The sequence below is a fragment of the Streptomyces sp. KPB2 genome, assembly GCF_003950055.1.
GTDB lineage: Bacteria > Actinomycetota > Actinomycetes > Streptomycetales > Streptomycetaceae > Streptomyces > Streptomyces salinarius.
In genome coordinates this window covers 4,205,948-4,227,955 of the sequence record NZ_CP034353.1, presented here as the reverse complement: position 1 = coordinate 4,227,955, position 22,008 = coordinate 4,205,948, and the positions used below count along the sequence as shown (strand labels likewise).

General features: G+C 72.0%; 20 protein-coding genes. 14 read left to right on the top strand and 6 right to left on the bottom strand.

The features are described 5' to 3' along the window. Positions 1-32 precede the first annotated feature (32 nt). From D1J63_RS18765 to D1J63_RS18725, 9 genes are all read left to right on the top strand, one after another. Positions 33-872, top strand: coding sequence for a hypothetical protein (locus D1J63_RS18765; protein WP_125630145.1), 840 nt, complete (start codon positions 33-35; stop codon positions 870-872). 130 nt (positions 873-1,002) lie between these two features. Beyond that, entirely contained in the window at positions 1,003-1,758 is a 756-nt protein-coding gene (locus tag D1J63_RS18760) for a YcnI family protein (RefSeq protein WP_102932627.1), read from the top strand. A 146-nt stretch (positions 1,759-1,904) separates the two neighbouring features. Then, positions 1,905-2,555: an SCO family protein gene (locus D1J63_RS18755; RefSeq protein WP_102932626.1), complete on the top strand. Its 651-nt coding sequence runs from the start codon at positions 1,905-1,907 to the stop codon at positions 2,553-2,555. Next, entirely contained in the window at positions 2,552-3,067 is a 516-nt protein-coding gene (locus tag D1J63_RS18750) for a copper chaperone PCu(A)C (RefSeq protein ID WP_125630143.1), read from the top strand. Before D1J63_RS18755 ends, D1J63_RS18750 begins: the two co-directional genes overlap by 4 nt. 13 nt (positions 3,068-3,080) lie before the next feature. After that, positions 3,081-5,135 carry a copper resistance protein CopC gene (locus D1J63_RS18745; RefSeq protein ID WP_125630141.1) on the top strand — a complete coding sequence of 685 codons (2,055 nt, stop codon included), beginning with the start codon at positions 3,081-3,083 and terminating at the stop codon, positions 5,133-5,135. An 8-nt stretch (positions 5,136-5,143) separates the two neighbouring features. Beyond that, on the top strand, positions 5,144-6,481 hold the full coding sequence (gene efeB, locus D1J63_RS18740) for an iron uptake transporter deferrochelatase/peroxidase subunit (protein ID WP_125630139.1): 1,338 nt from the start codon (positions 5,144-5,146) through the stop codon (positions 6,479-6,481). Between the two features lie 80 nt (positions 6,482-6,561). Further along, the gene (gene pheA, locus D1J63_RS18735; RefSeq protein ID WP_125630137.1) at positions 6,562-7,494 is read left to right on the top strand and encodes a prephenate dehydratase; all 933 of its coding nucleotides are present in this window, start codon (positions 6,562-6,564) and stop codon (positions 7,492-7,494) included. Between the two features lie 532 nt (positions 7,495-8,026). Further along, positions 8,027-9,304 carry a serine--tRNA ligase gene (serS, locus tag D1J63_RS18730; RefSeq protein WP_125630135.1) on the top strand — a complete coding sequence of 426 codons (1,278 nt, stop codon included), beginning with the start codon at positions 8,027-8,029 and terminating at the stop codon, positions 9,302-9,304. Next, positions 9,301-10,143 (top strand): HAD family hydrolase, encoded by an 843-nt coding sequence (locus tag D1J63_RS18725; RefSeq protein ID WP_125630133.1) that lies wholly within the window; start codon positions 9,301-9,303, stop codon positions 10,141-10,143. The genes serS and D1J63_RS18725 overlap by 4 nt, the downstream gene beginning before the upstream one ends. Positions 10,144-10,443: 300 nt before the next feature. On the opposite strand, the gene D1J63_RS18720 is transcribed toward D1J63_RS18725, so the two are convergent. Genes D1J63_RS18720 through D1J63_RS18705 form a run of 4 tightly spaced genes read right to left on the bottom strand, consistent with a single transcriptional unit; the run spans position 10,444 to position 13,943 of the window. Then, positions 10,444-11,163 carry an ABC transporter permease gene (locus tag D1J63_RS18720; protein ID WP_007388893.1) on the bottom strand — a complete coding sequence of 240 codons (720 nt, stop codon included), beginning with the start codon at positions 11,161-11,163 and terminating at the stop codon, positions 10,444-10,446. A gap of 11 nt (positions 11,164-11,174) precedes the next feature. Next, entirely contained in the window at positions 11,175-12,086 is a 912-nt protein-coding gene (locus D1J63_RS18715; protein ID WP_102932619.1) for an ABC transporter ATP-binding protein, read from the bottom strand. Continuing rightward, the gene (locus D1J63_RS18710; RefSeq protein WP_125630131.1) at positions 12,083-12,991 is read right to left on the bottom strand and encodes an ABC transporter permease; all 909 of its coding nucleotides are present in this window, start codon (positions 12,989-12,991) and stop codon (positions 12,083-12,085) included. The genes D1J63_RS18715 and D1J63_RS18710 overlap by 4 nt, the downstream gene beginning before the upstream one ends. After that, the gene (locus D1J63_RS18705; RefSeq protein WP_125635582.1) at positions 12,981-13,943 is read right to left on the bottom strand and encodes an ABC transporter ATP-binding protein; all 963 of its coding nucleotides are present in this window, start codon (positions 13,941-13,943) and stop codon (positions 12,981-12,983) included. The genes D1J63_RS18710 and D1J63_RS18705 overlap by 11 nt, the downstream gene beginning before the upstream one ends. A gap of 332 nt (positions 13,944-14,275) precedes the next feature. Between D1J63_RS18705 and D1J63_RS18700 the strand changes: the two genes are divergently transcribed. The 5 genes from D1J63_RS18700 (at position 14,276) to D1J63_RS18680 (ending at position 19,094) form a co-directional block, all read left to right on the top strand. After that, positions 14,276-16,033: an SDR family oxidoreductase gene (locus tag D1J63_RS18700; RefSeq protein ID WP_125630129.1), complete on the top strand. Its 1,758-nt coding sequence runs from the start codon at positions 14,276-14,278 to the stop codon at positions 16,031-16,033. A 111-nt stretch (positions 16,034-16,144) separates the two neighbouring features. Further along, positions 16,145-16,693, top strand: a complete 549-nt coding sequence (locus D1J63_RS18695) for an RNA 2'-phosphotransferase (protein ID WP_125630127.1) — start codon at positions 16,145-16,147, stop codon at positions 16,691-16,693. 6 nt (positions 16,694-16,699) lie between these two features. Next, positions 16,700-17,158 carry a hypothetical protein gene (locus tag D1J63_RS18690; RefSeq protein ID WP_125630125.1) on the top strand — a complete coding sequence of 153 codons (459 nt, stop codon included), beginning with the start codon at positions 16,700-16,702 and terminating at the stop codon, positions 17,156-17,158. A gap of 52 nt (positions 17,159-17,210) precedes the next feature. Further along, positions 17,211-18,116, top strand: coding sequence for an LLM class flavin-dependent oxidoreductase (locus D1J63_RS18685; protein WP_102932613.1), 906 nt, complete (start codon positions 17,211-17,213; stop codon positions 18,114-18,116). Positions 18,117-18,206: 90 nt separating this feature from the next. Then, on the top strand, positions 18,207-19,094 hold the full coding sequence (locus tag D1J63_RS18680; protein ID WP_164712881.1) for an HAD family hydrolase: 888 nt from the start codon (positions 18,207-18,209) through the stop codon (positions 19,092-19,094). A gap of 22 nt (positions 19,095-19,116) precedes the next feature. Here D1J63_RS18680 and D1J63_RS18675 read toward each other — a convergent pair whose 3' ends face one another. Together D1J63_RS18675 and D1J63_RS18670 are read right to left on the bottom strand one after the other, a co-directional pair. After that, the gene (locus tag D1J63_RS18675; RefSeq protein ID WP_125630121.1) at positions 19,117-20,169 is read right to left on the bottom strand and encodes a M23 family metallopeptidase; all 1,053 of its coding nucleotides are present in this window, start codon (positions 20,167-20,169) and stop codon (positions 19,117-19,119) included. 139 nt (positions 20,170-20,308) lie between these two features. Continuing rightward, positions 20,309-21,991 carry a GAF domain-containing protein gene (locus D1J63_RS18670; protein ID WP_125630119.1) on the bottom strand — a complete coding sequence of 561 codons (1,683 nt, stop codon included), beginning with the start codon at positions 21,989-21,991 and terminating at the stop codon, positions 20,309-20,311. Positions 21,992-22,008: the final 17 nt, after the last annotated feature.

The window sequence follows — 22,008 nt, the reverse complement described above, 5'->3', positions numbered from 1 at the left end:
GCGTGGGCCGCGGGTGCGATGATGAGGCCGCCATGACTGCCCCCCACCCGCCAACGGCGCGCTCCGGGAACGATCTCCGGGTCCTGCGGGCCGCGGTGTTCGCCGCGGTCTGTGTCGTGCTGGCCGCGGCGGGGCACACCCTCGCCTCCTGCGCCACCGTTCCGCTGTGGTCGCTGGGCGCGGGATTCCTCGGGGCGGTTCTGGTCGCCGTGCCACTCGCCGGGCGCCGGCGCTCGCTGGCCGGCATCGCGACACTGCTCACCGTCGGACAGACCGCACTGCACACCCTCTTCGGGCTGGGCCAGCACGGCACCGCCGTCGCCGCCCCGGCCGCGGCGTCCGGCTCCGGGGCGGGCGCGCTGTCCGACGCCTCACTGGTCCAGCAGGCCGCACGGCTGGTCTGCGGGACCACCGCGGCGGCGATCAGCCCGACCCAGGCCCAGCGCATCCTCACCGACGCGCGGATCGCCCCCGACGTCCGGACCGGCGCGGCGCACCACCCGGCCGACGCCCTGTCCGGCGCCGGTGGTTCCGCCTCGCTGCTGCCGTCCCTGCCGATGCTGCTCGGTCACGTCCTCGCGGCCCTGGCCGCCGGCTGGCTGCTGCGGCGCGGGGACCTGGCGCTGGCCCGGCTCGTCGAACTGTCGGCGCACTCGGCCCACTCCGTGGCCGAAGCGGCGTTCGTCCGCGCCCTGCGCGCCGCGCTCTCCCTGGTGCGCGCCCTGCACGCCGGGCTGGCCGGCGCCCCCGGTACGGGACCCCGCCTGCCGCACCCCACGCTGTGGGTGCCGCCGCGGCCCCGTACCACCGCACTCCAGCACACGGTCATCAGGCGCGGCCCGCCGAGTGACGCGTTCGCCCTCGCCGCCTGACACGACGCGACCACCGTCCCGCTTCCCGGGGAGGGGCCGCCGTCGTGCGGCACGCGCGCGTGCGCGCATCCCTCCTGTCACCCGGCACCGGGTCAGTACCGGTGTCCACACGAAGCGGAGTACTCCGTCCATGAAGGCTTCCCGTATCGCCGCCGCCGGCGCCGTGTCCGGTATCGCCGTCCTCGCCCTGTCCGCCCCCGCCTTCGCGCACGTCAGCGTGCAGCCGGAGGGCGCGGCCGCCAAGGGCGGTTACGCGGTCGTCGACTTCAAGGTGCCCAACGAGCGCGACAACGCCTCCACCACCAAGCTGGAGGTCACCTTCCCCACCGACCACCCGCTGGCGTCCGTGATGCCGCAGCCGGTGCCGGGCTGGAAGGCGGAGGTCACCAAGGCCAAGCCGGCCAAGCCGCTGGAGGCGCACGGCAAGCAGATCACCGAGGTCGTCACCAAGGTGACCTGGACCGCCGACGGCAAGGGTGTCGAGCCGGGCTACTTCCAGAAGTTCCCGGTCTCCATCGGAGCGCTGCCCGAGGACGCCGACCAGCTGGTGTTCAAGGCGATCCAGACGTACTCCAACAAGGAGGTCGTGCGCTGGATCGAGGTGCCGCAGGAGGGCCAGGAGGAGCCCGACACCCCGGCGCCCGTGCTCAAGCTGTCCGCGGCCGAGGACGACGCCCACGGCGCCTCGGGCTCCTCGGACGCGAAGGCCGACGACGCCGAGGCAGCCGCGCAGAACACCGCCGCCGACGCCTCCTCGTCGGACTCCGGCTCCGGCAGTGACACCACCGCCCGGGTCCTCGGCATCGTCGGCATCGTCGTCGGTGCGGCGGGCGTCGCGTACGGCGTGCTGGCCGGCCGACGGCGCAACTCCGGCACGGCGGCGTAACAGCCCGTGCCGGTGCGTCGGCGTGACCTCGCCGGCGCATCATCTCGTCCGGTGCGCGCCGGACACCCGTCCGCCGGTCCGTCCGTTCGGACCGTCCGGCGGACCCCGGTGCGCACCGGAGCACCTCACATCTGGGACATTTTTCTATGCGCAAGAAGACGTTCGCCATGGCCGCCGTGCTCGCCGCCGCCTGTCTGACGCTGTCCGCCTGCGGCAGCGGCGCCGACAGCGACAAGCCCGTGACCGTGGTCTCCGAGGACAACAGCCAGCAGGCCGCCACCGTCCTCGACAAGCCCTTCGAGAAGCCGGACCTGGTCCTCACCGACACCCGGGGCAAGAAGTACGACCTGCGCGAGCAGACCGCCGGCAAGCCCACCCTGATCTACTTCGGCTACACCCACTGCCCCGACGTCTGCCCGCTGACCATGAACAACATCGCCGTGGCCAAGAAGCAGCTCTCCCAGGCGGAGCAGGACAAGCTCCGCGTCGTCTTCGTCACCACCGACCCCGAGCGCGACACCCCGGCCGCGCTCGGCAAGTGGCTCAAGGGCATCGACCCGCAGATCGTCGGTCTGACCGGCGACTTCGACACCATCCAGGCGGGCGCCCGCACCCTCGGCATCTCGATCGAGCCGCCGACCAAGGACAAGGACGGCAAGATCGTCTCGACCCACGGCACCCAGGTCGTCGCCTTCTCCCCGAAGTCCGACGCCGGCTACGTCCTCTACGGCGAGGACGCCACGGTCGACGACTACACCAAGGACCTCCCCAAGCTGATCAAGGGGGAGAACCCGTGACGCGGCCCGTGGGAGGGTCCCTGAAGCGCCGCCCCGCTCTCACCGCCGTCGCGGTGATCGGCGCCCTGGCCCTCGCCGGCTGCGGCGGCTCCGACTCCGACTCCGCGGCCTCCGGCGCCGAACTCTCCGTCGACGCCGCCTACATACCGCAGCCCGTCTCCGACTCGATGGCGGCCGGGTTCCTCACGATCACCAACGAGGGCGGCACCGCGGACGAGCTGACCTCCGTCACCAGCGAGTCCGGCGAGGTCACCGTGCACGAGACCGTCGAGGGGACCATGAAGGAGGTCGACCGCCTGGAGGTCCCCGCCCACGGTCAACTCGTGTTCAAGAGCGGCGGAAACCACCTGATGTTCGAGAAGCTGAAGCGGCAGCCGAAGCAGGGACAGTCGGTCGCCGTCGAACTGCACTTCGCCCACTCCGACCCCGTCACGGTCAAGATGCCCGTGAAGGCGGCCACCTATCAGCCCACCACCGGAGACTCCGGGCACACCGAAGACTCCGGACACTGAGGGAGGGACCACCTTGACGCAGACCATCGCCCCGCGCGTCCGGACCCTGGTGCTGCTGCTCCTGGCCGCGGCCTGCGCCCTGCTGGCCGGCGCCGGGCCGGCCTCCGCGCACGCCGCGCTGACCGGCAGCGATCCCCGGCAGGGGGCGGTGGTCGACAAGGCCCCGGCCCAGGTGTCGCTCACCTTCTCCGAGTCGGTTTCCATGGACGACGACTCGCTGCGCGTCCTCGACCCCAAGGGCCGGCGCGTCGACGACGGCAGGCCGTCCGGCACCGGCGGCACGACGTACTCCGTGAAACTGCACGCCGGGCTGCCCGACGGCACCTACACGGTGACCTACCAGGTGGTCTCCGCCGACAGCCACCCCGTCGCCGGCGCCTACACCTTCTCCGTCGGCGCCCCCTCCGAGACCTCGGTCTCCGTCTCCGCGCAGGCGGCCGGCGGCGGGTTCGTCGGCGGGCTCTACGGCGTCGGGCGGTACGTCTCGTACGCCGCCTTCGTCGTCCTGGTGGGCGGCGCCGCCTTCGTGCTCGCCTGCTGGCCGCGCGGCTCCGGGGTGCGCGCCGTGCAGCGCCTCGTCGTCTCCGGCTGGCTCGCGCTGACCGCCGCCACCCTCCTGCTCCTCCTGCTGCGCGGCTCCTACACCGGCTCCGGGAAGCTCGCCGACGTCTTCGACCTGAGCCTGCTCGGCGAGGTGCTGCAGACCAAGTCCGGCGCCGCGCTGGTCTCCCGGCTGCTGCTGCTCGCGGCGGCCGCGCTGTTCATCGCCGTGCTCTTCGGCGCGTACGACAAGCGGGAGGACGAGGAGAGACGGGACCTCACCTTCGGACTCGCGGTCGGCGGCAGCGTCGTGGCGGCGGGCCTCGCGGCGACCTGGGCCATGTCCGAGCACGCCTCCGTCGGCCTCCAGGCCGGTCTCGCCATGCCGGTCGACGTCGTCCACCTGATCGCCGTCGCCACCTGGCTCGGCGGACTCACCGCGCTGCTCGTCGCCCTGTACCGCGGCCCGGCGCAGACGCCGGTGCCCACCGTCGCCGTACGACGGTTCTCGCGCGTCGCCTTCGGCAGCGTCGTGGCGCTGGTGGCGACCGGGACCTACCAGTCCTGGCGCCAGCTCGGCTCCTGGACGGCCTTCACCGACACCCGGTACGGGCAGCTGCTCCTGGTGAAGATCGGGCTCGTGGCGGTGCTCGTCGGCATCGCGTACTTCTCCCGGCGGTGGACGGCACAGCTGGCGGAGACGGTGCCGGCCGTCGCCGGGCAGCGGCAGAAGGAACGCGTGGCCGCGTCGGGCGGTCGCAGGGACGACGAGGCGAACGCCGCCGGGAAGACCACGGCCGCCGGGAAGGCGGGAGCCGCCGGGAAGGCCACGGCCGCCGGAAAGGCGGGAGCCGCCGGGAAGGCCACGGCCGCCGGAGAGGCGAAGGCCGCGGGGAAGACCAAGGCCGCCGGTAAGGCGTCCGGCACGGGGAAGGGCTCCGGCGGCTCGCAGCGCGCCGCCCAGCTCGCCCGGCAGCGCGCGGCCGTGGACGCCGCCCGGCAGAAACGGCAACGCGACGCCGACCCGCACCGCTTCGGACTGCGCCGCTCCGTGCTCGCCGAGGCGGGCGTCGCCGTGGTCCTGCTCGCGGTGACCACCGTCCTGACCCAGACCGAGCCCGGTCGCACCGAGGAGGACGCCAAGGCCGCCGGAGCCACCTCCGCCACCAGTGCCGCCCCCGCCACCGGCGCGGTGACCCTGGACATGCCCTTCGACACCGGCGGCCAGAACGGCAAGGGCGTGGTACGGGTCGAACTCGACCCCGCCCGGGTCGGCGCCAACGACCTGCACCTCTACGTCGAACGCCCGGACGGAACCGCCTTCGACATCCCCGAGGTGAAGGTGGCCCTCACCCAGAAGGCCAAGGACATCGGGCCCCTGCCCGTCGCGCCCGACCACATCACCACCGGCCACTGGTCGGCCGACGGAGTACAGATCCCGATGGCCGGAGACTGGGAAGTCGCCGTCACCGTACGGACCTCCGACATCGACCAGGTCACCCTCACCAAGAACGCGCAGATCGGCTGAACCGCACCATGGCAGACCAGTCCATCCCGGAGGCCCGGAACCCCGAGACGACCCGCAGGGCAAGCGACGGACCCGGACCGCTCGACTCCGACGGCACCACCGCTCCCGAGGGCATCTCGCGGCGGCGGCTGCTCGGCACCGCCGGTGCCACCGGGCTCGTCCTCGGCGCGGCGGGCGCCGCTGCGGGCTACGCCGCCGCGCCCTCCTCCGCCGCCACGCCCCTCACCTCGCTCGGCAGTGAGCGGGCGATGTTTCACGGGAAACATCAGCCCGGCATCACCACCCCCATGCAGGCGCGAGGCCACCTCGTCGCCTTCGACCTCGCGGCGGGCGCCGGCCGCAAGGAAGCCGCCGCGCTGCTGCGCCGCTGGTCCGACACGGCCCGGCGGCTGATGGCGGGCGAGCCGGCCGGGACCCGGGACACCGACGTGGCCCGGGACGCCGGCCCCTCCTCGCTGACCCTCACCTTCGGCTTCGGCCACAGCTTCTTCGGCCGGACCGGGCTGGAGAAACAGCGCCCGGTGGCACTCGACCCGCTTCCCGACTTCTCCTCCGACCACCTCGACAAGAACCGCAGCAACGGCGACCTGTGGGTGCAGATCGGCGCCGACGACGCCCTGGTGGCCTTCCACGCCCTGCGCGCGATCCAGCAGGACGCGGGAACGGCCGCCCGTATCCGCTGGCAGATGAACGGCTTCAACCGCTCGCCCGGCGCCACCGCCCACCCCATGACCGCCCGCAACCTCATGGGCCAGGTCGACGGCACCCGCAACCCGAAGCCCGCCGACGCCGACTTCGACCAGCGGATCTTCGTGCCGGAGGCACCCGGGTCGGGGAAGGGCGCACCGGCCTGGATGGCGAACGGCTCCTACGTCGTCGTACGCCGCATCCGCATGCTCCTCGACGACTGGGAGAAGCTGTCGCTCAAGGCCCAGGAGGACGTCATCGGACGCCGCAAGTCCGACGGGGCACCGCTGTCCGGAGGGAGCGACGCCACCGAGACGACGGAGATGGACCTGGAGAAGACGGACGGCTCCGGGAAACTCGTCGTTCCCATCAACGCCCACGCCCGGATCACCCGCCCCGACCAGAACGGCGGCGCGGCCATGGTCCGCCGCCCCTTCTCGTACCACGACGGCTTCGACGCCGACGGCGTCCCGGACGCCGGGCTGCTCTTCATCTGCTGGCAGGCCGATCCGCTGCGGGGCTTCGTGCCCGTGCAGCGCAAGCTGGACCGGGGCGACGCGCTGTCGCAGTTCATCCGGCACGAGGCGAGCGGCCTGTTCGCGGTACCGGGCGGGGCGTCGGAGGGAGAGTACGTGGGGCAGCGGCTGCTGGAGGGGTGAAACCGGTGGTGAATCACCCCGCGGAGGGGCTGGGGCGCGACGCGTGAGCCTGGCGTCCCCGGGCCCATTAGGGTGAGGACATGCCAGCCAGTTACGCGTATCTCGGCCCCGAAGGCACCTTCACCGAAGTCGCCCTGCGCACCCTTCCGGAGACGGCGACCCGGGAACTGGTCCCGTACGTCTCCGTGCAGTCCGCGCTCGACGCGGTGCGCACCGGCGAGGCCGAGGCCGCGTTCGTGCCGATCGAGAACTCCGTCGAGGGCGGCATCACCACCACCCTGGACGAGCTGGTCGCCGGCCAGCCGCTGATGATCTACCGCGAGGTGCTGCTCTCCATCACCTTCGCGCTGCTGGTCCGCCCCGGCACCAAGCTGTCGGACATCAAGACGGTCACCGCCCACCCGGCCGCCCAGCCCCAGGTTCGCAACTGGCTCAAGACGCACCTCCCGGATGCCGCCTGGGAGTCGGCCGCCTCCAACGCGGACGGCGCCCGCCTGGTGCAGGAGGGCCGGTACGACGCGGCCTTCGCCGGCGAGTTCGCCGCGGGGCGCTACGGCCTCGAGGTGCTGGAGGCAGACATCCACGACGCGGAGAACGCCCAGACCCGCTTCGTGCTGGTGGGCCGCCCGGCCCGGCCCGCGGCACCGACCGGCGCGGACAAGACCTCCGTCGTGCTCTGGCAGCGCGACGACCATCCCGGCGGCCTGCGCGACCTGCTGGGCGAGTTCGCCACCCGGGGCGTCAACCTGATGCTGCTCCAGTCCCGGCCCACCGGTGCCGGCATCGGCAATTACTGCTTCTGCATCGACGCCGAGGGGCACATCTCCGACCGGCGGGTGGCCGATGCGTTGATGGGCCTGAAGCGGTCCTGTCTCCAGGTGCGCTACCTCGGGTCGTACCCGCGGGCGGAGGTCGAGCCGGCCGACGTGGACGCGCTGCGGCCCGGCACCTCGGACGAGGCGTTCGTCGCGGCGGCGGACTGGGTGGCGCGCTGCCAGGACGGCCGGTTCTGATCACCGGGCCTATCGGCTGATTTTCCTCGTCCGCCCGTTGTCCACAGAAGTTATCCACAGGTCCTCTTCTCGACCTGGGGACAAGTCGACAACGAAACGGCATTCAGTCGACATATCCCCCTACGGGGCCCCTCTTCACCCACAGGGGCCCAGGTCACCCTTCGTCCACCTGTTTCTTGCACCCCATTCTCCGGAGTGACACCGGGTGCCCCGTTTCCACTCGAAAGTGGAGGCGTGGAGGGTTTGGGCAGTCCACCCGCCGGAATTGGGAATGATCGCTTCCGTGAGTCCACAGATCTTTCGCACACCCTGTGGATAACTTTTCCGGACCGTGGATTCCTGTGGACAGCCGCTCCCCAAGTCCCGTTCTCCACAAGCGAATCCGGTCAACGGAGTGCCCGGTGGCGCCTCGTTCCGGGGACGGCGCAACGCCTCATTGACCGGCCTCATCGACCGGTCGCACGGAACGTGGGACCCGCGTCCGGCAATAGTGGGTCGAGACCCGACACCGCGCACCGGTAGCCTTGACCGCGTGATTGACCTTCGCCTGCTCCGTGAGGACCCCGACCGTGTGCGCGCGTCGCAGCGCGCCCGTGGAGAGGACGTCGCGCTCGTCGACTCCCTCCTGTCCGCCGACGAACGGCGCAGGTCGTCCGGCGTCCGCTTCGACGAGCTGCGCGCCGAGCAGAAGGGTCTCGGCAAGCTGATCGGCAAGGCCACCGGAGACGAGAAGGCCGAACTGCTCAAGCGGGCCGAGCAGCTCAAGACCGACGTCAGGGCCGCCGACACCGAGCGCGACGCGGCCGACGCCGAGACCCAGGAGCTGCTCCAGCGGCTCGGCAACCTCGTCCACCCCGACGTGCCCGTCGGCGGCGAGGAGGACTTCGTCACGCTGGAGACGCACGGCACGCACCGCGACTTCGCCGCCGAGGGCTTCGAGCCCAGGGACCACCTGGAGCTGGGCCAGCTGCTCGGCGCCATCGACGTGGAGCGCGGCGCCAAGGTCTCCGGCTCGCGCTTCTACTTCCTGACCGGTGTGGGCGCCCTCCTGGAGCTCGCCCTGGTCAACGCGGCGATCGCGCAGGCCACGGCGGCCGGCTTCACGCCGATGCTGACCCCGGCGCTGGTGCGCCCGCAGTCGATGGCCGGCACCGGCTTCCTCGGCCAGGCCGCCCAGGACGTCTACCACCTCGACAAGGACGACCTGTACCTGGTCGGCACCTCCGAGGTGCCGCTCGCCGCGTACCACATGGACGAGATCCTGGACGCCGAGCGCCTGCCGCTGCGCTACGCCGGCTTCTCGCCCTGCTTCCGCCGCGAGGCGGGCTCGCACGGCAAGGACACCCGGGGCATCTTCCGCGTGCACCAGTTCGACAAGGTCGAGATGTTCTCCTACGTCCTTCCCGAGGACTCGCAGGCCGAGCACCAGCGCCTGCTGGAGTGGGAGAAGCAGTGGCTGACGTCGCTGGAGCTGCCGTTCCGGGTGATCGACGTGGCCTCGGCCGACCTGGGCTCCTCGGCCGCGCGCAAGTACGACTGCGAGGCGTGGATCCCGACCCAGGGCAAGTACCGCGAGCTGACCTCGACCTCGGACTGCACCGAGTTCCAGTCCCGGCGGCTGTCGATCCGCGTCCGCGAGGGCAAGAAGGTGCGCCCGCTGGCCACGCTCAACGGCACGCTGTGCGCCGTTCCCCGCACCATCGTGGCGATCCTGGAGAACCACCAGCAGGCCGACGGTTCGGTCCGCGTCCCCGAGGTGCTGCGCCCGTACCTGGGCGGCCGGGAGGTCCTGGAGCCGGTGGCCAAGTGACTGACACCGGCACCGCCACGGTCCCCGGCACCGATGCCGCCGGGGGTTTCCCGTACCGGCTGATCGCGACCGACCTCGACGGCACGCTGCTGCGCGGCGACGACACCGTCTCGCAGCGCACCCGTGACGCGCTCGCCGCGGCCACCGCGGCGGGCGCGGCCCACATCGTGGTCACCGGGCGGGCGGTGCCGTGGACCCGGCACATCCTGGACGACCTCGGCTACGACGGGCTGGCCGTCTGCGGTCAGGGCGCGCAGGTCTACCACGCCGGGGAGCACCGGCTGCTGACCTCCGTGACCCTGGACCGGCAGCTGGCCGGGGTGGCACTGGCCAAGATCGAGGCGGAGACCGGCCCGCTGTACCTGGCGGCGAGCCGGGACGGCCTGGACGGCGACGTACTGGTCGGTCCCGGATACGAGGTCGGGGGCGACCTTCCCGCGCTGCCGCTCACCGACGCCTCGGACTTGTGGTCGGCGCCGCTGAACAAGATCTACATCCAGCATCCGACCCTGTCCGACGACGAGCTGGCCGAGGTGGCCCGGCAGGCCGCCGGCGGCTTCGTCACGGTGACCATGGCCGGCGCGGGCGTCGTCGAGCTGCTCCCCCTCGGTCTGTCCAAGGCGACCGGTCTCTCGCTGGCGGCACGTCGGCTCGGCCTGAAGGCCGCGGACACCATCGCGTTCGGTGACATGCCCAATGACGTCCCCATGTTCGGCTGGGCGGCCCGGGGTGTGGCCATGGCCAACGCCCACGAGGAGCTGAAGGCGGTGGCCGACGAGGTGACGTCCTCCAACGACGAGGACGGCATCGCGGTGGTACTGGAGCGTCTGTCGGCCTGATCCCGGCCCGGCGGTCCTCACCGAAGCGGCCTCGCGCACGGTCCGGACGGCACCGGCGTCCCCGTCGGTCGGCCCACGCGGGGCATCCCGTGTGCTCGAAGCGGCCTTCCGTTGCGCCGGCGCCGTCCGGCCTCGTGCATCCCCCACAGTGCCGCCGCGGAGAGCCGGGCGCCACCGATTAAAAGCGGACGTACACCGCGTTACCGACGGCTCGCCGCCCACCGGGCCGCCGCAGGCCGCCGTCTCCCCACGGGCCACCGCGTCCCGGTACGGCTCCCCGCCCGGGACCGGGCGGAGCGGTCACTCCTCCCCGGCGAGGGTCAGCGACCGCAGCTTCTGGCCGGCGTACCAGGTGGCGAGCACGGTCACCGCGGCGAGCAGCACCGTCGCGGTGGGCAGGCCGACGTCGGAGGTCACCAGGTTCCCGTCGGCGACCTTCTGGGCCACCGCCAGCGACCACTGCTGGACGCTCAGCGTGCGGGCCCCCGGCACCAGGGAACCGAACAGGGCCTCCCAGACCAGGGCGTAGACGAGACCGAAGACCACCGCGTGCCGGGACACCGTGCCCAGCAGCAGGAACAGGGCGGCGTAGGCGATGGAGGCGACCAGCGCGGCGATCGTGTAGGCGACGGCGACCTGCTGGCCGTTGCCGTTGAGGATCAGGCCGGCGAGCAGCGTGGGCACGGCGGAGAAGACCATCGTCACGGCTATGGCGACGATCAGCTTGGTGAAGATGATCGTCGGCCGCTTGATCGGCTTCGACAGCAGGTACACCACCGAACCGTCGTCGATCTCGGGGCCGATGGCGCCGGTGCCGGCGATGACGCCGATGATCGGCACCATGGTGGCGAGGGCGAACCCGCCCAGCACGTCCGCGGCGGTCTGGTCGTCGGCTCCGGCGAGGGCGCGCACGGCGACGGCGATGACGAGCAGCAGCAGGGGGAGCGCGCCGAGGATGAGGGCCCGGCGGCGGCCGAGCAGGGCCCGGTAGGTGAGCCGGGCGACTGTGGGGTCGTACATTCTTCGGCCTCCTACGCCGCGACGAGATACGAGAAGACGGACTCGAGGGACTCGTCGGAGGGCGAGACCGTGAGGAGTCGGATGCCGTGGTCGCGGGCGACCTTCGGCAGCAGGGCCGTGAACCGGCCGAAGTCGACGGCCTGGATGCGCAGGGCGCCCTCGGCGAGGTCGACCTCGATGCCGGACGTCGACGGGTCGGCGATCAGCGCTGCCGCGAGGGCCCGGTCGTCGCTGGAACGCACCAGGTAGCGGTGCGGCCGGTCGGTCATCAGGCGGCGGATCTTGCGGAAGTCGCCGCTGGCCGCGTGGCGTCCGGCGACGATGACCTCGATGTGCCAGGCGAGCTGTTCGACCTCTTCGAGGATGTGCGAGGAGAAGAGCACGGTGCGGCCCTCGTCGCCCATGCGCCGCAGCAGGTCCATGAGCTGCATGCGCTGGCGCGGGTCCATGCCGTTGAACGGCTCGTCGAGCAGGAGCAGCGACGGCTGGTGGACCAGGGCGGAGGCCATTTTCACGCGCTGGCGCATGCCCTTGGAGTAGGTGGCGATCTTCCGGTCCTGGGCGTAGGCCATCTCCACCGTGGCCAGCGCCTCGTCGGCCGCCTTGGCGCCCAGGCCGTGCAGCTCGGCGTTGGCGAGGACGAACTCGCGGCCGGTGAGGAAGTCGTACATCGCCTCCCGCTCGGGGACGATGCCGATGTGCTTGTAGATGTCCTCGTTGCGCCAGACCGGCTGACCGTCGAGGGTGACGCTGCCGGTGGAGGGGGCGAGGAAGCCGCCCATCATGTTGATGAGGGTGGACTTTCCCGCGCCGTTGGGACCCAGCAGGCCGGTGACGCCGGGGCCGATCGTCATGGTGATGTCGTTGACGGCGACCACGTTGCCGAACCAGCGGGAGACGTGGTCGATGTTCAGCGTGGTCACAGTCCCACCTTCTTGTAGCGGCGCATCAGCAGGCCGTAGGCGCCGGCGATCAGGCCCAGGGTGACGAGGACGTAGACGGCGCCCTCACCGTTGCTCGGGCCGACCCCGCCGGGAGCGGCCGAGGTGGCGCCCAGGAAGGCGGACTGCACTCCGTCGATGAGGGTGATCGGCGAGAACAGGCCTATCCAGGCGACGGCTCCGGAGCTGCCCTGGACGTCCGCGATGGCCTGGAGCGTGGAGACCGCGCCGTAGGTGATGGTCAGGACGGCGATCACGGCCGCGATGCCGAAGCCGCGGCGCGGGGTGACCGAGGCCACGACCAGACCGAGGCCGGCGAAGAGCAGGGAGAGCAGTGCCACGGAGACCAGTCCCTGGGCGAACCCCTTGGTCTGGTCCGCGAAGTCGAGTTTGGCGAGCAGCGCGCCCACGTATAGCACCAGCAGGGGTGCGGCGGTGAGGATGAAGAGGGCGGAGGCCAGCGAGGCGTACTTGGCGCGGACGTAGTCGGAGGTCTCGATCGGCCGGGAGAAGTACAGCGGCACGGTCTTGAAGCGCAGGTCGCGCGAGACGGACTGCGGGGCCTGGGCCGCGACGTAGAGGCTGATGACGGCCTGCAGGACGATCGCGTAGCGCGTGTAGTCCAGGGGCAGGTCGTCGGCCTTGGTGGCGACGGCGACCGCGACGATGATGCCCGCCGGGAGGCACATCACCACGAACAGCAGCATCGGCAGCACCTTGGACTTGGCGGAACGGCCGAGGCCGTAGGCGCCGCGCAGGGACTGCGAGTACAGCGAGCGACGGGCGTAGGCGCGGCCGAGGCGGGGGCCGTCGTAGCTGCGGTAGCCGATGTTGTGGATGCGGGTCTGGTCACCCGGGACCGTGGCTGTGGGCTGTTCAGCTGCCATGGCCGACCGCCTCCTTCCGTGCTGCGTCGTTGTCGGTGAAGACCTCCGAGATGTGGTGCCGGCGCTGCTCCATGCGGACCAGGCCGAGGCCGAGGTCGGCTATGACGTCCCGGACCAGGTCGTAGGTCTCCTCGCCCGCCGCGGTGAGCAGCAGGACGTGGCCGGCACCGGGCAGACCGCTGCCGTCCTGGACGGTCACCCCGCGCGCGTCGAGCGCGTCGCGCACCGCTCGGGTGCCGTCGGGGTGTTCGTCGGTGTCGGTGACCTCGATCGCGAGGGTCGTGGTGGTCTGGGTGAAGTCCGTGGTGGAGCTGGAGCGCAGCAGCTTGCCGCCGTCCACGACGACGACGTGGTCGCAGGTGCGTTCCAGTTCGCCCAGCAGGTGGGAGGTGACCAGGACGGAGATGCCGAAGTCGGTGTGGATGCGGCGGATGAGGCCGAGCATCTCGTCGCGGCCGACCGGGTCGAGACCGTTGGTCGGCTCGTCGAGGAAGACCAGCTGGGGGTCGTGGACGAGGGCCTGCGCGAGCTTCACGCGCTGTTTCATGCCCGTCGAGTAGCCGCCGATGGGGCGGTAGCGCTCCTCGTACAGGCCGACGTGGCGCAGGGTGTCGGCGGTGCGCTCGCGGGCGGCGGTGGGCGGCAGGCCGGACATGCGTGCCATGTGGACGACGAACTCGGTGGCCGAGACGTCGGGTGGCAGGCAGTCGTGTTCCGGCATGTAGCCGACCCGCTCGCGGATGTCGGCGCCCTTGGTGGCGACATCGAGTCCGAGCACTTCGGCCCGGCCCTCGGTGGCGGGAGACAGACCCAGCAGGATCTTGATCAGGGTGGACTTGCCGGCGCCGTTGGCACCGACGAGTCCGGTCACACCGGGTCCGACGTCCACGGAGAGCCGGTCGAGCGCGGTCACCCGGGGGAACCGCTTGCTCAGGCTTTCGGTCGCGATCACAGTCACATCCACGACAGTAGTGACGGGCGCCACTGCGGTCGTCAGACCGCAGAGCCGTCTTCGCGTCAGACTCGAGTAGTACGGGCCCGTAGGGGATGCCGTACCTGAGAGCCACCGAGTGGGCTTCCGCACCGCGCAAGCAGCCCTGGCGACCGCCCTATTGACGTTGGGTCTAACAACTGGGAGATTCGGCGACGTCGCGTTACGCGTGAGTAGCACGGTCGGAAGGACCGCGCCGGGACGGGGGTCCGCCACCGGCACCGGCCACCGAGGAGCGAGCGCCTTCGGGCGGACGACGATCTGCCGCACGAGCGGCGCTGGGCGGAGGAGGCATGACGGTGCTGAACGGCGGGCGAGAGCGCTGGGTGCGCACGGGCGGGGTCGAGCTGTGCGTCGTGGAGCTGGGCGATCCCCGGCAGCCCACGGTCGTCCTGGTGCACGGCTACCCGGACAGCAAGGAGGTCTGGTCCGAGGTCGCCGCCCGCCTGACCGGCCGCTTCCACGTGGTCCTCTACGACGTCCGCGGCCACGGCCGGTCCACCGCGCCGAGCCCGCTGCGGGGCGGGTTCACGCTGGAGAAGCTGACGGACGACTTCCTGGCCGTGGCCGACGCGGTCAGCCCGGACCGCCCGGTGCACCTGGTGGGCCACGACTGGGGGTCGGTGCAGTCCTGGGAATTCGTCACGGTCAGGCGCACGGAGGGCCGCATCGCTTCCTTCACGTCGATGTCCGGCCCCTCCCTGGACCACTTCGGGCACTGGATCAACCAGCGCCTCAGGCGGCCCACCCCGCGCCGGGTGGGCCAGCTCCTCGGCCAGGGCGCCAAGTCCTGGTACGTCTACCTGCTGCACACGCCGGTGCTTCCCGAGCTGGCCTGGCGCGGCCCTCTCGGCAAGCGCTGGCCGGGCATCCTGGAGCGCGTCGAGAAGATGCCGGGCGGTGACTACCCGACCCCGTCCCTGCCGTCGGACGCGGCCCACGGGGCGTGGCTGTACCGGGACAACGTCCGGCCCCGGCTGCGCAGACCGCGTGAGGACGCCTACGCACACGCACCCGTGCAGCTCATCACGCCCCTCGGCGACGCGTTCCTGTCGGAGCGGCTCTACGACGGACTGGAGCTGTGGGCACCGCGGCTCACCCGGCGCACGCTGCCCGCCAAGCACTGGGTGCCGCGCACCCGGCCGGACCGGCTGGCGGACTGGATCACGGAGTTCGTCACCGCCACCGAGGACGGCCGCCCCGGGACCGCCGCGAGCGGGAAGTACGCGGACCGCTTCGGCGGGCAGCTCGTCCTGGTCACCGGTGCGGGCAACGGCATCGGGCGGGCGACGGCGCTGGCGTTCGCCGAGGCCGGTGCGCGCGTGGTGGCCGTCGACCTTGACGCCGAGGCCGCCGACCGGACCGCGGAGCTGTCCCGGCTGATCGGTGCGCGCGCCGCCTGGGCGGAGGCCGTGGACGTCTCCGACGGGCAGGCCATGGAGAAGCTGGCGGCCAGGGTCGCCGCCGAGTACGGCGTGGTGGACGTGCTCGTGAACAACGCGGGGATCGGACTGTCCGGCTCCTTCTTCGACACCACGCCGGAGGACTGGAAGAAGGTCCTCGACGTCAATCTGTGGGGCGTGATCCACGGCTGCCGTCTGTTCGGCCGGCAGATGGCCGAACGCGGGCAGGGCGGGCACATCGTCAACACCGCCTCGGCGGCCGCGTTCCAGCCCTCCCGGGCGCTCCCCGCCTACGGAACCTCCAAGGCGGCCGTGCTGATGCTGAGCGAGTGCCTGCGCGCCGAGCTGGCCGGTCGGGGGATCGGCGTCACGGCGATCTGCCCCGGCCTGGTGAACACCAACATCACCTCCACGGCGCACTTCGCGGGGGTGGACGCCGAGGAGGAGAAGCGCCGGCAGCAGCGCGCCGCCCGGCTGTACGGGGCGCGCAACTACCCGCCGGAAAAGGTGGCGGACGCCGTCCTGGAGGCGGTCGTGCACAACCGGGCCGTGGTGCCGGTGACGCCGGAGGCACGGGGCGCCCACCTCATGTCCCGCTTCGCCCCAGGGGCGTTGAGGCGTCTCGCCCGCGTGAACCCGCCTCTCTAGTTTCCACAGGCCATCCCAATCAGCCTGTGGATAACCGGACTTGACTGTGGATCAAACCTCGCGAGCGATAATCCTTCGCGTGACGCGCGTCTCACCAGGCAGGCTGGTGCCATGCAACAGGAACGCTCGGTGAAGGTGTCCAAGTACCTGTCGAAGCACCTGCGCCACCAGCCCGAGAGGATCGGGCTCACGCTCGACGAGGGCGGCTGGGTCGAGATCGACACGCTGATCGCCGCGGCGGCCGCACACGGCTTCCGCGTCACCCGCGACGAGCTCCACCACGTGGTCGCCACCAACGACAAGCGGCGCTTCGCTGTCGACGGCACCCGCATCCGAGCCAGCCAGGGCCACAGCATCGACGTGGATCTGGGACTGCCCCCGGCGACCCCGCCGCCGTACCTCTTCCACGGAACCGTCGCCCGCCACCTGGAGTCCATCCGCAGCGAGGGACTGCGGCCCATGAACCGGCACGACGTGCACCTCTCGCCCGACCGCGCGACCGCCACCCGGGTCGGAGCCCGCCGCGGCCGGCCGGTCGTCCTCTCGGTGGACGCCGCCGCCATGCACCGCGACGGACACGTCTTCCACGTCAGCGCGAACGGGGTCTGGCTGACGAAGGCCGTGCCGTCCCGCCACCTGCGCTTTCCCGCTCCGCACTGACCCCGCATGATCGAGGGCATGGAGCACCTCCCCACCACCCAGTCCGCCGTCACCGCCCTCCGCGCCATCGCCGAGGAGTACGCGCTGGAGATCGAAGTCACCGACGACATCGGTGCCGACCAGACCTCCCGCCGCAGTGCCGCGGGCGTGGGGGTGACCACCGACGCCGACGGCTCCCTCCCGCACGAGGCGTATGTCGAGTTCGGCGGCGTTCCCCGGGTGAGCGTCCGGCTCTTCCCCGAGGACGACGCCCTGATCACCGTCGAGAACGTGGAGTGCCCCGACGTCCCACGTGACGAGGTGCCCGCGTTCCTGCGCTCCGTCTTCGACGGCCGCGCCTTCGTCAAGGGGCGCCGCTTCCCACCCGGGTACCACCTGATCGTGCCGCTGCCCGGTAACCGCACGCACCGGGAGTACGTGCCAATGATCTTTCTCAGCCCGTGGCTGAGCAGTCGCGTACGGTGAGGCCGGGGGCCGTTTCACGTGAAACCGGAGACGGCCGCATAGGCTCGATGACATGAGCCTGCGCCTGAGCACCGTGATCCTCCCCCATCGCCGCTGGCACGAGGGCGGCCGTTCGACCTGGACGCGGGCGGAGCAGCTCGGCTTCCACACCGCGTACACCTACGACCACCTCTCCTGGCGCAGCTTCCGGGACGGCCCCTGGTTTGGTGCCGTACCCACCCTGACGGCCGCCGCAGCCGTGACCGAGCGGTTGCGGCTGGGCACCCTGGTCACCTCGCCGAACTTCCGGCACCCGGTGACGCTCGCCAAGGAACTGATCTCCCTCGACGACATCTCCGGCGGGCGGATCACCCTCGGCATAGGAGCGGGCGGCACCGGCTTCGACGCCACGGCGCTGGGCCAGGAGCCGTGGACACCGCGTGAGCGGGCGGACCGGTTCGGCGAGTTCCTGCCGCTGCTCGACCGGCTGCTGACCGAGGACGCCGTGTCGTACGAGGGCGACTTCTACTCGGCCCACGAGGCACGCAACATCCCGGGCTGTGTACAGCGCCCCCGGCTGCCCTTCGCGGTGGCCGCGACCGGCCCGCGGGGACTGGCGCTCGCCGCACGGCACGGGCAGGCGTGGGTGACCACCGGCGACCCGAAGCTGTTCGAGAACGGCACCCCCGAGCAGTCCGACCGGGCCCTGCGCCAGCAGGCCGACCGACTGGCCGACGCCTGTGCCGCGATCGGCCGCGAGGTGGGTGAGCTGGACCGGGTCCTGCTCACCGGCTTCACCCCGGAGCGCAACCGCCCGCTGCAGTCCGTGGACGCCTTCGTGGACTTCGCCGGGCGTCACCAGGACCTGGGCTTCACCGAGCTGGTCGTCCACTGGCCGATCGCCGACTCCGACTTCGCCGCGGACGAGAAGGTCTTCGAGCGGATCGCCATGGAGGCGCCCGCGCAGTTGCAGGGGTGACGGCAGGCAGGAGAAGGCGGTGCAAGAAAGGTCCGCGCATGAGAGCCGTAGCTCACATATGTGCGGACCCTCGCACGGGCGTGCACGCATATGCGTGACAATGACCGGGTGACCTCAGCGACCCGAAAGCCCGAGCCCCCGGCCGCCGCCACCCGCCCGCGGCTCATCGCCACCGACCTCGACGGCACCCTGCTGCGCGACGACAAGTCGGTCTCCCCGCGCACGGTCGCCGCCCTGGCCGCCGCGGAGAAGGCGGGCATCGAGGTCTTCTTCGTCACCGGCCGTCCCGCCCGCTGGATGGACGTCGTCAGCGCCCACGTACACGGGCACGGCCTCGCCATCTGCGGCAACGGTGCCGCCGTGGTCGACCTGCACGGCGGCCCGGGCAAGCACAGGTTCGTGAAGGTCCGCGAGCTGCCGCGGGAGAACGCGCTGGACGCCGTACGGCTGCTGCGCCAGGCGGCGCCCGGCACGGTGTACGCCGTCGAGCAGACGTACGGCTTCCACCAGGAGCCGGCCTATCCGAAGCTGCACATGGAGGTGCCCGACGACCTCCTGCCCGCCGAGGAGATCCTGGCACCGGGCGGTCGCGCCGCCGCCGAACCCGTCCTCAAGATCCTTGCCTTCCACCCGGAGCTGGACCCCGACGCCTTCCTCACGCTGGCCCGCCTCGCCCTCGGCGACCGTGCCAACGTCACCCGGTCCAGCCCCAGCGCCCTGCTGGAGATCAGCGGTCCGGACGTCTCCAAGGCCAGCACGCTCGCCCTGTGCTGCGCCGAGCGCGGCATCTCGCACGAAGAGGTCGTGGCCTTCGGCGACATGCCGAACGACGTCGAGATGCTCACCTGGGCGGGGCGGTCGTACGCGATGGGCAACGCGCATCCCGACGTGGTCGCCGCCGCCTCGGGGCGGACGGTCGCCAACAACGACGACGGGGTGGCCGTCGTGATCGAGCGGATGCTGGCGGAGCTGCCCTGAGCCCCGCCCACGTCCGGTGGCGTCACCGCAGCGGCACGCCGTGCTCCGACAGCCACGGCACCGGGTCGAGCGCCGAGCCCATCTCCGGGGTGACCCGTACCTCGAAGTGCAGGTGGGGCCCGGTGGAGTTGCCCGTGGTACCGGACTGGCCGATCCACTGCCCGGCCTCGACCCGGTCGCCCTGGTCGACGGCGACCGCGGCGAGGTGGGCGTACTGCGTGTAGTAGCCGCCCGCGTGCTGGATCACGACGTGGATGCCGAAGGCGCCGCCGCAGGACACTTTCAGCACCCGCCCCGCACCGACCGAGCGTACCGGTGTCCCGACCGGGACCGCGAAGTCCTGGCCGGTGTGCAGGTTCGCCCACCGCGACCCGCCGCTGCCGAAGGACGCGGACAGCTCGTAGGTCTCGACCGGTGCCACCCAGGCCGGGCCTGCGGGCAGGTCCGGCTGGTCGAGACGGACCGCGCCGGGGCACGAGCCGGCCGCGACGGAGGAGTCCGCCTGTCCCTCCAGCTGTGACCGCGCCGCCTCCAGCTTGCCCTCGATCTTCTTCTTCAGCCGCGCCAGTTCGGCGTTGCGCTTGTCCAGCGCCTGCCATGCCGCCTCTGCCTTGGCCTCGTCGGCGGCGAGCCGTGTCTCGGCCCGCAGGTTCTCGCCGATGGCCCGGTCGACGGCCTGATTCGCGCGGGACACGGCCCGCTGACCGCGCATCAGCTCGTCGGGGTTCTCGGCGAGCAGCATCCGCGCCGTGAGCGGCAGCCCACCGCCGTCGCGGTACTGGGCACGGGCGATGCGGCCGAGGTCCTCGCGCATGGCGTCGGTCTTCTGCCGCTGCGCGTCGAGCAGCCGCTCGTACTCCAGGGCCTTCGCGCGTTGGGTCTCAGCCGCGCGCCGCCCGTCCTCGTACTGGCGCGTGGCCGTCGCCGCGTCCTGGTACAGGCGTGCCACCTGCGGGCCGAGGGCGGTACCGGATCCGCCGTCCGCGTCCGTGCCGTCGGTGGGGCGGGCCGCGAGCAGCGCGAGTGCGCACAACAGCACCGGAACGAGCAGCGGGCGTCGGCGGGATGAGCGCATGTCAGCGATCGTGGACCGGCGGAGGGCGCGAGGTCTCGTTCGGGTCGTACGAGTGGGGGACCCGTTGCTGCACACGGATCAGTGCCGCTGCTGCACATGGGGCAACACGGCGTCGGCCTCACTCAGTACGGCGCTTCCCTCAGTACGGCGCTTCCCACAGCACCGTCGTACCGGTGCCGTCCGCCCCGATGCCCGGCCCGAGCCGACTGGTGCCGCCCACGGCCTCGGCTCGGCGCTCCAGATTGCGCAGGCCGCTGCGCCGGCCGCCCTCCGGAATGCCGACCCCGTCGTCCGCGACGGTCAGCCGCACGCCCGGCCCGCCGTCCCGCAGGGTCACCGACGCGTCCACGACCACCTCGATCCGGCTTGCGTGGGCGTGCCGGAAGGCGTTGGACAGGGTTTCGCGCAGCGCGGCGATGAGGTTCTTGGCGGTCAGGTCGCCGACAGCGGTGTCGACCGGGCCGACGAACCGGTGCGCCGGCGTGAAGCCCAGCGGTGCGGCGGCCATGGTGATCTCCCGCAGTACACGGGTGCGCAGTCCTGCGGGCGCCTCGGCCGGCTGCTGGAGCGCGAAGATCGCCGACCGGATCTCCTGGATGGTGACGTCGAGTTCCTCGACGGCCCCGCCGACCCCGTCGCGCACTTCCGGCACGGCCGACCTGCGCTGGGCGCTCTCCAGCATCATCCCCGTGGCGAACAGCCGCTGGATGACGAGATCGTGCAGGTCCCGGGCGATCCGGTCGCGGTCCTCGTACACGGCGAGCCGTTCCCGGTCGCGCTGGGCCTCGGCCATCGTGAGCGCCAGCGCCGCCTGTGAGGCGAACCGCTCGCCGAGCGCACGCTCCGTCCGGGTGAACGGGCGGTCCCCCCGGGACCGGGGCAGGGCTAGGCCCCCCAGCACCTTCCCGTCCCGGCACAGCGGCACCAGCATGACCGGCCCGTAGGAGCGCGCCGGCCCGGCCTCCAGGCGGGGGTCAGTGGCGGCGTCGTCCACGAACGCGGGCCGTCCGGCGAGCAGTTCCGCCACGATGCCGTTCTCCGGCGGGAGGACGGTGCCGAGGGCGTTCGTGGGGTGCGGTGCGTCGACGGCCACGATCTCCAGGCCGCCCCCGTCGGCCGGCAGCAGTACGAACCCGGCGGCAGCCCCGGACAGGCGGCGGGCCTGCTCGGCGACGATCTGCAGGGCATCGTCGGTGTCACCGCCCGCGAGCAGGGCGGTGGTGACGGCGACCGACCCGTCGATCCAGCGCTCCCGCTGCTGAGCGGCTTCGTGCAGTCGCGCGTTGCCTATGGCGATTCCGGCCTCGGCGGCCAGCACCCGGACCATGGCGAGGTCGTGGTCGTCGAAGGGCTCGCCCGCGTGTTTGTCGGTCAGGTAGAGGTGGCCGAAGATCTCGCCCTGCACGCGGATGGGGACTCCCAGGAAGCCGCGCGTCGGCGGGAGGTGCTCGGGCAGGCCGCGGGAACGCCGGTCCTCGGACACGTCGGTCGGCCGGACCGGTTCGGGGCCCCTGATCAGCGCGCCGAGCAGGCTCTTTCGGTCCTCCGGGCGGTGGCCGATGCGCCGGGCGGTCACGTCGTCGAGGCCGTGGTGCACGAAGTCGGCGAGGCCGTCGCCGTCCTCGTCGACGACGCCGATGGCCGCGTACCGGGCGTGTGCCAGGTCGGCGGCCGTCTCGCAGATCCGGTGGAGCGTGGTGTGCAGCTCCAGGCCGCTGCCGACGGACCGCATCGCGTCCAACAGTTTCGGCACCCGGGCCAGGAGTTCGGCCGAGGCCTCCGGGCGGGACGGCAGCGAGCCGGGAGGCGGTGCTGGGGGCATGCCCCGAGCCTAATGAG

Coding starts and splice junctions, on each gene's coding strand:
- D1J63_RS18680 (WP_164712881.1), top strand. CDS start 18,207: ATGCGTGACAATGACCGGGTGACCTCAGCGACCCGAAAGCCCGAGCCC.
- D1J63_RS18710 (WP_125630131.1), bottom strand. CDS start 12,991: ATGGCAGCTGAACAGCCCACAGCCACGGTCCCGGGTGACCAGACCCGC.
- D1J63_RS18700 (WP_125630129.1), top strand. CDS start 14,276: ATGACGGTGCTGAACGGCGGGCGAGAGCGCTGGGTGCGCACGGGCGGG.
- D1J63_RS18720 (WP_007388893.1), bottom strand. CDS start 11,163: ATGTACGACCCCACAGTCGCCCGGCTCACCTACCGGGCCCTGCTCGGC.
- D1J63_RS18685 (WP_102932613.1), top strand. CDS start 17,211: ATGAGCCTGCGCCTGAGCACCGTGATCCTCCCCCATCGCCGCTGGCAC.
- efeB (WP_125630139.1), top strand. CDS start 5,144: ATGGCAGACCAGTCCATCCCGGAGGCCCGGAACCCCGAGACGACCCGC.
- D1J63_RS18695 (WP_125630127.1), top strand. CDS start 16,145: ATGCAACAGGAACGCTCGGTGAAGGTGTCCAAGTACCTGTCGAAGCAC.
- D1J63_RS18760 (WP_102932627.1), top strand. CDS start 1,003: ATGAAGGCTTCCCGTATCGCCGCCGCCGGCGCCGTGTCCGGTATCGCC.
- pheA (WP_125630137.1), top strand. CDS start 6,562: ATGCCAGCCAGTTACGCGTATCTCGGCCCCGAAGGCACCTTCACCGAA.
- D1J63_RS18690 (WP_125630125.1), top strand. CDS start 16,700: ATGATCGAGGGCATGGAGCACCTCCCCACCACCCAGTCCGCCGTCACC.
- D1J63_RS18765 (WP_125630145.1), top strand. CDS start 33: ATGACTGCCCCCCACCCGCCAACGGCGCGCTCCGGGAACGATCTCCGG.
- D1J63_RS18670 (WP_125630119.1), bottom strand. CDS start 21,991: ATGCCCCCAGCACCGCCTCCCGGCTCGCTGCCGTCCCGCCCGGAGGCC.
- D1J63_RS18755 (WP_102932626.1), top strand. CDS start 1,905: ATGCGCAAGAAGACGTTCGCCATGGCCGCCGTGCTCGCCGCCGCCTGT.
- D1J63_RS18675 (WP_125630121.1), bottom strand. CDS start 20,169: ATGCGCTCATCCCGCCGACGCCCGCTGCTCGTTCCGGTGCTGTTGTGC.